Source organism: Paenibacillus sp. 1182 (assembly GCF_017833915.1).
Lineage (GTDB): Bacteria > Bacillota > Bacilli > Paenibacillales > Paenibacillaceae > Paenibacillus > Paenibacillus polymyxa_D.
Map to the genome: position 1 here is coordinate 51,450 of NZ_JAFICR010000012.1, position 12,661 is coordinate 64,110.

Annotated in this window: 7 protein-coding genes; 4 read left to right on the top strand and 3 right to left on the bottom strand. The window is 45.7% G+C overall.

Annotated features, from left to right (window positions below):
- The first annotated feature begins 14 nt into the window (after positions 1–14).
- Positions 15–3,764, top strand: coding sequence for an alpha-L-arabinofuranosidase C-terminal domain-containing protein (locus JOD82_RS21985; RefSeq protein ID WP_209949917.1), 3,750 nt, complete (start codon positions 15–17; stop codon positions 3,762–3,764).
- Positions 3,765–3,866: 102 nt separating this feature from the next.
- Here the strand turns inward: JOD82_RS21985 and JOD82_RS21990 are convergent, their stop codons facing one another.
- Both JOD82_RS21990 and JOD82_RS21995 read right to left on the bottom strand, forming a co-directional pair.
- The gene (locus JOD82_RS21990; RefSeq protein WP_209949918.1) at positions 3,867–5,264 is read right to left on the bottom strand and encodes a phytase; all 1,398 of its coding nucleotides are present in this window, start codon (positions 5,262–5,264) and stop codon (positions 3,867–3,869) included.
- A gap of 110 nt (positions 5,265–5,374) precedes the next feature.
- Entirely contained in the window at positions 5,375–6,250 is an 876-nt protein-coding gene (locus JOD82_RS21995; protein ID WP_209949919.1) for a helix-turn-helix transcriptional regulator, read from the bottom strand.
- A gap of 193 nt (positions 6,251–6,443) precedes the next feature.
- Between JOD82_RS21995 and JOD82_RS22000 the strand changes: the two genes are divergently transcribed.
- From JOD82_RS22000 to JOD82_RS22010, 3 genes are all read left to right on the top strand, one after another.
- On the top strand, positions 6,444–8,387 hold the full coding sequence (locus JOD82_RS22000; RefSeq protein WP_069010167.1) for a glycoside hydrolase family 127 protein: 1,944 nt from the start codon (positions 6,444–6,446) through the stop codon (positions 8,385–8,387).
- A 27-nt stretch (positions 8,388–8,414) separates the two neighbouring features.
- Entirely contained in the window at positions 8,415–9,785 is a 1,371-nt protein-coding gene (locus JOD82_RS22005; RefSeq protein WP_029516920.1) for a glycoside-pentoside-hexuronide (GPH):cation symporter, read from the top strand.
- A gap of 275 nt (positions 9,786–10,060) precedes the next feature.
- Entirely contained in the window at positions 10,061–11,452 is a 1,392-nt protein-coding gene (locus JOD82_RS22010; protein WP_069010166.1) for an MATE family efflux transporter, read from the top strand.
- Positions 11,453–11,540: 88 nt separating this feature from the next.
- On the opposite strand, the gene JOD82_RS22015 is transcribed toward JOD82_RS22010, so the two are convergent.
- Positions 11,541–12,530, bottom strand: coding sequence for a zinc-binding dehydrogenase (locus JOD82_RS22015; RefSeq protein WP_209949920.1), 990 nt, complete (start codon positions 12,528–12,530; stop codon positions 11,541–11,543).
- Positions 12,531–12,661 lie beyond the last annotated feature (131 nt).

Here is a 12,661-nt window from a genome sequence, read left to right on the forward strand (position 1 = left end):
TAGGAGCAACGAATATGACCAAATTCCAAGATCAAATCATTGCGCGTTACAAGTTTGATGATGCAGAGAACGTCGGCAAAGATAGCTCAGGGCAAGGTAACGATGGGGTTGCTTCAGGCACAGTAACACCCACAATTTCCCATGCTACCGGTAGAGCGGCATTGACGCTTGAGGGAGGCCCCAACGGTACCTCGTATATCCAGCTTCCTTCCGATCTATTCAAAGATGTAAGCGATAACACCGGTGTGACGGTTACTGCTTGGGTCAACTTCGGCAGATTCACAGATATGTGGGAACGTGTTTTTGATTTTGGTAAAGCCCATACAGGGCCATATATGTTCATGACACGGAATCTGCGCGGAACCCTTTTCACCGAGGCGGATTTGTCCGTAGACCCGGGAAGAGGTTTTGTCAGGGATGAGTGGATGCACATAGCCTTGTCCGTAATCGGTACAGAAGGCGGCACATTAAGCAGTGCGGGTCCGGTGGTATATGTCAATGGTGAGGTGGTAGCGGACGGTTCCATCAGTCAAACTTCCAGCGGTAACTATGCCAAGCTGCGTAAATGGTTCGAAACGTTTACAGACTCGTCCAACTACAGCAACAATTTTATTGGTCGCTCTCAGCATGCGGCGGATGTAGACTTTGCCGGCTCCGTTTCAGACTTTCGAATTTATAAAGCAGGCTTGTCGGCAGATGAAGTCATTGAGGTCATGTGCGATTCGTTGACAGATGAAGAGATCGTGAAGCTTGCCAGAGATAAATATTTGTCCTTTCCGACGACGATTGTGACCAAGGACTTATCTCTGCCAACCGTTCTGATGGGTGGAAGAGTAGAAGTGACCTGGAAATCCAGCCAACCTGGTATACTCTCTGACAATGGTCAGGTGCAGGCGATTACCTCCGCACAAGGGGTTACCGTCACAGCTTTATTGACGAAGGGCCTAAGCCAGATTGAAGAAAGCTTTGAAGTATCCGTTCTTCCTGAACAGCTGCCTCCGTACACGCTGACCATTCATGGAAATAAGGAAGTGCTGGATGTCAGCGAAGTGATGTACGGCTTGTTCTATGAAGATATCAATAACGCAGCAGATGGCGGGATATATGCGGAACTCGTTCAGAATCGCTCTTTTGAATCTTTCGAGTTTGATACGTATTCCCATGCTTCCGGTGAATGCGGCTGCTCTACAGGACGGAACCGCAACCCGTTGTTCGCCTGGTCTGGTGATACGGACAAGATGACTCCACAACATAGCGGTGGATTAAATGAGTTCTTAGGTGCAAAAGACAAAGAAGTGAACTCCTATTATGTGACGGTAGCGGATGGTGCAACGATTCGGAACAAGGGCTTTTCGGATTCTAATCAGAATTGTGCCATGTCCATCCAAGAGGGTGATAAATATGAGTTTACCATCTGGGCGAAGGCCGATTCAGCGGGCACAATCACATTGCAACTGCAAGACTCGAATGAAAAGGCTATTAGTGATTCGGTTACGATACAGGTGGAAGGCGGTAACACGTGGAAGAAGTACGGCATCGATTCCAAGCTTGTGCTGACAGGCTCAGCTACGGTTCTCGGGCAGCTGGCGCTTACATTTGAAGGGGACATTTCGGTTGATATGGTTTCTTTATTCCCACAAGATGTATGGGGCGCAGGAGAGGAAGAGCAATCCCCATCGGCACATGCTAACTTCCAGGGAAATCCTAACTACCGATTGAGAAAAGATTTGGTGAACGCACTGGTCGGCATGCATCCGAAGTTTCTGCGTTTTCCAGGTGGTTGTATTTCCGAGGGTTCGTTTATATGGGAAAACGTATACGATTGGAAGGAATCGATTGGGGATATCGAGCTACGCAAGGAAAACTTTAATGTATGGGGCTATATGATGACCATGGGACTTGGTTATATGGAATATTTCCAGTTGGCAGAAGACCTGAATGCAGCTCCGCTTCCGGTTATGGCCTGCGGCGTGCTCTGCCAAGCCCGCTCGGATTATGCTCATCCCGCTGGAGGCGCATTAAGAGAATACTATATTAAGAACTTTACGGATCTGATCGACTTTGCGATCAGTGTGGATTTTGAACATAATGAATGGGCTGCTATGCGTAAAAAAATGGGCCATGAAGCACCGTTCGATCTGCGTTATTTGGGTGTGGGTAACGAGAACTGGGGCACAGAGTTCTTTGCCAACTTTGAAGTGTTCAAGACATCGATTGATGAGTACATGGAGAAAAACTATCCGGGTTATGAGCTGCATATCATCTCTACGGTTGGCGCTCAAGCGGACGACGATGCCTATCAGCAGGGCTGGAAGTTCCTGAGCGGTAATATGAAGGGCTCGGCTAAGGTTGCTTTTGCTGATGGTAACCAGGTGACGGAAGAGACTGTTACCTGGTATGAGAAGCAAAAGGACTATATGGACACCATTGCAGACGAGCACTACTATCGTTCTAACGAGTACCTGCTGAATAACGTGGACCGCTATAACTACTACTACAGAGCTTATAACGCGGACGGTAGTATCAATTGGAAAGCGACATCAAAGGTTTTTGTCGGGGAGTACGCCTCAACCGATAAAAATACATTGGCAGGCGCTGTAGCAGAGGCAGCGGTGATGACGGGCTTCGAAAATAATGCCGATGTCGTTCGGTTGGCTGCCTATGCACCGCTGTTTAACAAGGTGCTGACAGATGGAACCTACAGATGGACTCCAGACTGCATCTGGTTCGATGACGAAACGGTGTGGTTTACGCCGAACTACTATGTACAGCAAATGTATGCTAAATATTTGGGAAATAAAGTATTGCGCACTTCTTTCTCTACTTACAAAAATGGCAAGCCAACGGATCTCATTCCTCAGGGTGGCATTGAAATCGCGACAGGCAACGCCGAAGTTATGATTAAGCGTGTGACCGTTACTTCCAATCAGGATGGCAGTGTGCTGCTGGATCAAGATTTTACCCAGGAATTGAATTCAGCATGGCAAGTCATTCCCGGTTCCGTGGGCTCAACAGTAGAGGAAGGCGAGGGGCTTGTCCTCAAAGCTCAGGATAGCGGTTTGAATGGTCTGTATATCTTGAACGACTGCTGGAGCAATTACAAGGTAGAGGTAGTCGCTTCCCACATTTCCGGCACGGACGGTTTTTATGTGGGTGCGGGTCTCACGGATATTTCTGCGGAGAAAAAGAACGTCGTCGAATACGCGATCGGTTATGGCGGCAAGGCTACCGGCGTGAAGGTTTACAAGCAAGGCATAGAAGGCTACACATTGGGTGACTACTCTTCCAGTACAGCCGCAGGTAACTTGAGAGCGGCCAGCTATGAAGAGTTGGCCGACAACACGGACTACACCATAACAGTGAACTATGGCGGTGAAACAGGCAGCAACCTGATTTGCTCATATACCGACGGCGTGACAAACAGTAAAGTGCTGGATTATAAGCTGGAGGCTTACAACAGAGACGTGTTCAACTCGGTAACCCAAGATGCTGAGCATGTATATGTGAAGCTGGTGAATGCCGACAGTGTGGATAAGGTAACACAGCTGAATCTACAAGATTTGAGTGTTGAGTCCAACGCTAAGCTGATTACACTAACCGGCGATTCCTCGCTTGTTCATGTACCTAACGTGAACAAGAAGAATGATGAGAAGATAGTGCCTACCGAACAGCAGATCACGCTTCATACGGATTCTGTCCTCTTAGACTTACCAGCCAACTCGGTAAATGTGCTGGTGCTGGATCTTAAACCTTTTTCCGCTTAAAAACAAAAAGGGGTGTCCCAAGCAGCCGTTTTATGGCTTTTAGGACACCCCTTTTTTCTATGAATAGAGTCGGAATGTTGAGTCAATTTCCCCTGGCAGGCATTACTGCGTGCTTCTGTTTACCAATTCACGCGGGTTGATGCCATCGTCTATCGTTAGCGGGGTAGGGGCTCCCGTAGCGATTCGCTCCCAAGGCACCATTTTAAAGTTCTGATTTAACTTTTTGCCGTTTTGAAGATTTTCGTCATCTTGTGCAACGAAGATACCATGAGGAAAATTCTTGCCTAATCCGTAGCCAAGAACATCAATACCGTCTGTGACAGACGTACCGTCAACGGTAGGGCTCGCGCTGATCGTAAAGTTGCTTATATATGCATTGTCGCCTTGTCGTTCATAGATCGCATAGCTACTGTTTCCTTGACTGGAGGCCATGAGATATCCCTTGCCATCTTTACCGTAATACAATGTAAGTCCCTCTATGTCATCGTGAAGTCTGCGCCCATCTGCAATATCCACACGTCGCAGTGGCTCGGAAGAACCGTCTGGCTCGGCACTATACTTCCAAATGGCGTGATCCTCTTCAGCGATGTAGATCGTACCATATTCATCATCAGCAACCATGCCTTCGGATTGCGTAGCCAGCTTGAACTGGCGGACAAGCTTACCTGCAATTTTGCCGCTTCCGTCATCAGTCAGCTCATATTGTTCAAATTCACCCTCTTTGCCCAATACGAGCGCGTAAAATTTATCTGTCTTGAGGCTATGGTATAGGCTGAATCCGTATACTTCTTTCATAGATGCTTTAATGGGTTTGCCAACCACGTTGGTCAGCTTTCCTGAAGCACCATCAATGGCAAAGATATCGATCGTGTTGTTGGTTCGATTGGTCGCCCCTGCGATATCTATTTTTTTTCCGCCCAAGGTGAAACCGTAACGAAGATCCACGTTGTTCATTTTTCCGACCTTCATGTTTTGCAGTTGCTTGCCTTCCAGATCATAGACTAAAATCCCGCCGCCTTTATTAGTTGCTAAAATTCTACTTTTTTCTGGATCGACCGGGTTGAGCCAGATTGCAGGGTCGTCGGCTGCGTCTTCTCCATCCTCCACAGCTTCTGTTTCGGCAGAGGGAATCACTTTATAGGTGGGAACTGCGTCCTTAGGATCTGCATATTTGTTGTTCTCTGCTTCAAGCGCTGTAAGAAGTTTTGTAGGAAGATATACATTTCCATTCATCATCTTAATTTCCTGGTCCGCTTTTCCGGTTAGTCCAGCTAGACGATATTCCTTCTCACCAACTGTAAAGGTTCCGACAATGCCATTTTTCAGTTTGACCAAAACAGACTGGTCATCACTGTCCCATGTAATAGTCGCCCCCATTTTATCTGCCTGTGTTCGTAGTGATGCATACCCGGATGGCTGAATGTCTGCCGCATGGGTCAGTTCTGGTGATACCAGAACCCCTGTTAACATGGCTAATAATGCGAGTTTAGTTGACTTCATATGTATGCCCCTTTGCTGAAGTGAAAATGATATAACCGACTCAGTATAAAGCGAGAATATCAAAAGGATACAATGAAAATGTAAAGAGAGTGTAAAGGAGGTGTAAGCATTCAATGAACTGGTTTCCAGTATTGTTGTCTATAATTCTTTGGAGACATTCCGAATTTTTCTTTAAAGCATTTGGAGAAATAGCTTGCTTGGGAGAATCCCGTTTCCTCCGTAATTTGTTGAACGGACCAGTCAGTTTGCAGCAAAAGACTACGCCCTTGATCCAGTCGATAATCCATTAAATATTCAAGCGGTGTGCGCTGGAAGGCGACTTTCATACATCTAGCAAGATAATTCTGATGTACGTGAAAATGGGCTTCCAAATCCTTATTGGTGATCGTATTCTTGTAATTCTGTTTTAGGTAGATTTCGATCTGTTCCGCCAACTTAGAGGAGCTGTCTTTATTATTCTGATCATACTCCAAACTCTGAAAAACATTCACAAACGTCTGTTGGGCCTCCCAGAGTGCCAGTTTTCTAGGTTTTAAAGTAGAGGCTAGTAAATAGTCTAATTTCGAAAATAGCTCATGTGGATTCACCACTTTTTGAATTTTAGGCAAATGAATGGTCGTATGTTCTGAATGAAAATGCAGCTCGGGAATGGGAGTGCTGGGTATAATAGGATTGGACGAGGATTGTGCGCACCACATGCTATTGGTTTGAAAATGGAACCAGTAAAAGGAGGTTTGTTCTGTACATGCCTCAATGGGAAAATGATGTTTATCCGGTTCAAGAATGAGAGCGTAATTTTCAGTTACCTTCCACACTTCGTCCTCTTCACCAATGTGCAGCAATCCTTCTTTAATGATTATTACGTCAAAATAACCCAGATTATACCTATTCGGGTGCCAATCCCCTTTTTGATATGTAGTAAAATTCCCCTCAATGAAATAAGGCAGTGGAGGAACAAGGAATGATAGAAAGTCTGTTTTGCTCATGGAAGCCAGCTCCTTTGTGTGTGAAATCGTATAAGTTTTAGTTAAAGATCGCGATTTTTTTTATAAATTCAGGTTGATAAAATAAGGACTGTAGCAAGGGGAACTCAGGTTAGCTTGTACGATATTATCAATACTTTATCCTTATTTTTCAAAAAATGAAAGCGTTCTATTTACAGGAAGGGATGTTTATCCAATGAAAACGGCAAAGCCAGTTAAGCATGTCATCGTTGACGATTTATTTTGGAAAAAGTATAAGCAGGTTGTGGCGGAAGAGGTTATTCCTTATCAGTGGAAAGCATTAAATGATGAATTACCAGATACAGAACCCAGTCATGCGATTGAAAACTTTAGGATTGCAGCCGGGGAATCCAGTGGGGAGTATTATGGGACCGTTTTCCAGGATAGTGATATTGCCAAATGGCTGGAGACGGTTGCCTTTAGCTTAAGGGATCATCCGAATTCTGCGCTTGAAGAGCGGGCTGATGAAGTGATTGAATTGTTGGGAAGAGCTCAAGCTGAGGATGGGTATCTGAATACGTACTATCTGCTTAAGGAACCCAATAATCGCTGGACGAACCTAAGAGATAATCATGAGCTGTATTGTGCAGGGCATTTTATAGAAGCGGCTGTTGCTTATTACGAAACGACGGGCAAAACGAAGTTTCTTCACATTATGGAGAAATACGTAGACCTGATTCAGCAGATTTTTGGTACGGAAGAAGGGAAACGGAAAGGCTACCCTGGGCATGAAGAAATTGAGTTGGCCTTGATCAAATTATACGACGTAACTGCAAAGGATCAATATCTCAAATTAGCGCAATATTTTATTGAACAGCGGGGACAGCATCCTATTTACTTTGCAGAGGAACAAGAAAAGAGAAAACATATTCAAACAGAGCCCACCTGGAATGATGATAACAACATTAATTTTGGCTTAGGCTTCGAATACCAGCAAGCTCACCAACCTGTGAGGGAACAAAAAGAGGCAGTCGGCCATGCGGTAAGAGCGGTATATCTGTATATTGCGATGGCGGACTTGGCCGCGAAAACAGGGGATACTTCCCTGTTACAAGCCTGTGAAACACTGTGGGATGATGTAACGAATCACAAAATGTACATCACCGCAGGGATCGGTTCTACTGTAAACGCGGAAGCGTTCACTTGCCATCACGATCTTCCTAATGACAGCATGTACTGTGAGACTTGCGCCTCTGTAGGGCTGGCCTTTTGGGCCAATCGTATGTTGCGCTTAGCGCCGAACCGGAAATATGCCGATGTGCTGGAGCGTGCGCTATACAACGGGACGATTAGTGGGATGGACCTGGACGGGAAACGATTTTTCTACGTGAATCCGTTGGAGGTTAATCCCTTTCAAAAATCCAGAAAAGATCAAGAGCATGTAAAAACAGAACGGCAAAAATGGTTTTTCTGCGCCTGCTGTCCGCCCAATTTGGCACGAATGATTGCATCGGTTGAGGACAATATGTACACCCAAACGGACGATACGTTGTATACGCATCTGTACATTGCCAGCAAGGTGAACATGACTTTATCTGGTCATGAGGTTGAAATTACACAAACTCATCATTATCCATGGGACGCGGATCTAACCTTTTCGATCCATGTAACAGAGCCAACTCCCTTTAAATGGGCACTGCGAATTCCAGGGTGGTGCAAGCAGGCAGAGGTAAAGGTGAATGGGGAAACCATATCATTAGATCGTCTGGAAAAAGGCTATATCGAGATTCAGCGTACTTGGAAGGACGGAGATGTGGTAACTCTGCATTTGGCTATGCCAGTTGAGCGCATTCGGAGCAATCCGCTGGTCTCCATGAACCAGCAGCAAATTGCTCTCCAACGCGGACCAGTCGTGTTTTGCCTGGAAGAAGTGGATAATGGAGCGAATTTGGCAGGATTAAGATTGACGAAGGATAGTCTTATTACGGAAGAGTTCAGCGGAAACCTGCTGGGTGGCATTGTAAAGCTGACCATAGAGGGACACCGGGTAAAAAATTCGAATGCATTATACAGCTCGGAGCCCCCTGAATTTGTTCCTCAACAAATTACCGCCATTCCTTACTACGCCTGGTGCAATCGGGCTAAAGGGGAAATGCGTGTATGGGTTTATGAATCATAATTCATTCGCATGGGGAGAGGAAAGATCATGAGTACGAGAATTGTGAGTACAGAACCACCGGAAAAGGCAACCAGTACCGTTCCTTTTCATCGTAAAATCAGCTATTCATTAACGGATACGGCCGGCAATCTGTTGTACTGTGTCATTTCCAGTTATCTATTATATTTTTATACAGATGTATTCGGTCTTTCTATCGGGATTGCCGGGACATTACTATTTATCACCCGTTTTATTGATGCTATTGATGCCCCGATTTGGGGCATCCTGATTGATCGAACGAAGTCAAAATACGGCCAGAGCAGACCCTATTTTCTATGGTTAGCAATCCCGTTCGCTGTGTTCATGGTCCTTACGTTTACGACGCCCAATTGGAGTGAGTCGGGCAAAATTGCATATGCCGCCATTACGTATATCATAGCCGGCATCCTGTACACAGGAATTAGTACGCCGATTACGTCTATTCTGCCTAACCTGAGCACCAATTCTAATGAACGCGTCGTCTTGAACTCCTTCCGCATGGTAGGGGGGAATGTGGGCTTCTTCATCGCCACGACGTTTACGTTACCTTTGGTTGCTTTCTTTGGACAGGGGAATGATCAAAAAGGATTTTCCTTAACGCTTGTTTTATTTGGAATCATGGCGATTATTATGTTTTTCATAGCGTTTGCCGATTTGCGAGAAAATGCAGCAGTGAAAACGAAGTCCGTTCCCATTGCTAAAAGCTTCACAGCGATCAAACGAAACTGGCCCTGGATGCTCGTTGTAGCTGCCAACTTGTGTTACTGGATCGGTTTGAATATTCGTTCAGCAACGCTCATCTTTTATCTGCAATACAATCTGGACAGTAAGGACTTAGTACCTTTAATCAATGGACTGACCTCCTTACAGTTGATCTCGATGGTTCTGATTCCGTTTTTTGCCAGAAAATTAAGTAAAAATGCGATTATGATTATCGGATTGATATTAGCTGCGCTGGGTCAAGTCGTGATTTTAATGGGAAGTACAGACTTAACTCTCATTATTATCGGCTGGATTATTGGTGCGTTAGGATCAGGCTTTGCATGTTCTATGCCGTTTGCGATGTTGTCAGATACAGTCGATTATGGGGAATGGAAAAATGGTATTCGGGCAAGTGGCTTCCTGACCTCTATTGGAAGCGCATTCTGTATTAAAGCGGGTAGCGGAATTGGCGGATTATTGCCAGCATGGATTATGGGCAGCACCGGTTACATCGCTGGGCAAGTTCAAACCCCTACGGCGTTGTCTGGCATTCAGTTCAGCTTTATCTGGCTGCCATTTATCATCTTCTTGATCGGGATCATTCCTATGTTTTTTTATAAAAAATTCGAAAAGAATGAAGCTTCTATTCAACAAGATTTGATTGCGAGAAGATCATAGACATTCTTTTAACAAGGTTTTAATGACATATTAAGGCATTATAATACTGCTGCAAAACCTGTTCACTGAGCTGAGCAGGTTTTTCTGTTATTTTCTATTCAAATGTGAGCAAGACCATTGACAGGATTTTCTTTTGGAGCAATACTTCTATGTAGAGAAAAGTGTACAGAATCAAGAACTAGACACATCTAGCCTTGCAACTTTATACATTTTTTTGCCATGAAGGCTCTTCTGTTGAAGGGTTTTTTTCAATTTGAGAAAAAGAATGTGATGATATGAGTCAACTGAGTGTAAGGATGAGAACACATGGCTTTCTGAATAAGCATTTTTCAGGAGAGTCTATTGATTATCGACAGATGATTGCGCTGTTTATCCCGCTGCTGATTGATCAGGCTTTTATCGTGGGTCTTAATTTGGTGAACACGGCCATGATTAGCTCGTCGGGGATGGCGGCAGTCAGTGCCGTAAATATGATTGATTCTTTGAATATTTTTCTGATTAATGTGTTTGTCGCAGTGTCTACCGGGGGAACGGTTGTCGTGGCACAGTATAAGGGGAGCGGTAACGACCTCATGGTTTCTAAAGCCGCATCCGGTACCATTTCCTCCGTTTCCTTGCTGGCCTTATGTATCAGTTTGTTTATGATCGTGTTGTACAATCCGATTTTGAGTGTTCTGTTTGGTTCCGCCTCGCCTGATGTATTAGCTAACGGTAAGGTATATCTACTGGGAAGTTGTATGTCTTTTGTGGGGATTGCAATCGTTGAGGCGGTGTGTGGAGCGCTGAGGGGGATCGGGAAGACGAGGGCATCGCTGGCTCTTTCTCTCATCATGAACCTCTCGTACGTGCTCCTCAATGTGGTATTCATTAATGTATTGGATATGGGTGTGCTGGGCATGACGATTGCCGTCAATGTGTCCAGATATGCAGGAGCAGTGTGCGCGCTGATCTATTTGGTCAGGGTAGATGATGACTTGCGTGTTCAGCTTAGAGATATGCTTTACTTTAATCTGGCCATGCTTAAAAAGATTTTGTTTATCGGGCTTCCCTTTGCAGCGGAGCAGATGTTTTTTAATGGGGGGAAAATTTTAACCCAAATTTTCATTGTGAGTCTGGGAACCAATGCGTTGGCGACGAATGCCATTTGCTCATCCCTAGCTAACGTGTTCCAAATCCCTGCGAATGCTTTGGCTCTTACGATTGTAACCGTGGTCGGTCAATGCATGGGACGTCGAAATGTCGAGGATGCCCGCAAGTTTACCAAATCGTTTATTTGGCTGTCGTCTTGTTCGTTTATTGTAATGGGATTAATCCTGATGCCTTTGTTTGAGCCGATGGTGGGGCTGTTTCATCCGCCTGCCGAAATCGTAGATGACATATTTGTTGTCATACTGATTAATACGTTGGCCCAGATTCCGCTCTGGTCCATTGCCTTTATCACACCCTCTGCACTAAGGGCAGCAGGTGATTCAAAATTTACGTCCCTCACCTCAATGCTGTCCATGTGGTTGTGTCGGGTGGTGCTCGGGTATATTTTGGGCATTGTGTTCAACTTGGGGATTGTTGGTGTCTGGTTGGCTATGGATATTGAATGGGGCGTGCGGGGACTCGTTTTCCTTTGGCGCTTCCGGGGCAACAAATGGGTCCAGCATCGTTTGATCGACTAAATAGGTCCACTACCATAAAATTGACTTCTGGATGAAGGCATTTTACGGTAGTGGATTTTTTTCCATTCCTATACTTCGTTCAGACTCCTTACTCTATCCTGATTCCTATATTGCCTAACTGCGCTCCCTGCTGCATACGGTGGAAGGCTTTTGCTGTGTCTTGTAGAGGAAATACGCTATCTATAATCGGATGGAGTGCATGGCGCTCCATGAACTGAAGCATAGCTGCGAATTCCTCGCCACTGCCCATAGAGGTGCCGATGATACTGATTTGAGGAAAAAATATAGACCGCAGTGGAATCTCTACTTGATCTCCTGAGCTTGCGCCAAATGTAACAATCCGACCGTTTGGCTTGAGGACATCCAAATATTTATCGAACGTAGCAGGACCGATACTGTCAAGGACCAGATCTACGGTGTCTCCGTTCATATTTTCTTTCCATCCGCTATGGCTGTCGAATGCATGATTAGCGCCATGGGCGAGGGCAGCCTGCCTCTTTGCTTCGCTGCGTGATGTGACGCTGACCCGTGCACCTGCCGCTAAAGCCATAAGCATGGCATACGTGGCTACACCACCGCCAATACCGGGAATGAGGACGTGCTCACCCTCCTGCAATTGGCCTCTTGTGAAGAGCGCGCGGTAAGCGGTCAAAGCAGACAAAGGCAGTACCCCTGCTTCTTCCCATGAAAGGTATGCTGGCTTGCTGACGGCATTTTGGACGGGGATGATAACCGATTCAGCGAATGTCCCGTCCGAAGGTCCGCCCAGAATGGCTGGAACTAAGGGAACATGATGCGTATTCTCCCATCCGATACATGGATTGATCATTACATCGGTGCCTACCAGCGAGGTTGGGACGCCAGCACCCACAGCCTCGATCACACCTGCTCCATCGGATCCGAGAATGAGTGGAGCATCGTTGGCAGCTCGATCTGCCATGAGGAATAAGTCCCGATGGTTCAAGCCTGCGGCTTTGAGTTTTACCCTCACCTCATCGTTCCCTGGCTGTCTGTCCGTAACGTCTGTATACATCAGACCCTCAGGGCCGTTTTTGCTGGCATGTATCACGGCTTTCATTTTAAAACCTCCCGTGGTGCGAATTTAGATGCAATTGCATATATATTGAATTGTACAGAGCGGCAAGCATCCGGTAAAATGAACAAAATCGAACGTGAGTATCACAAATGATCATACCAAGCAGGTGACGT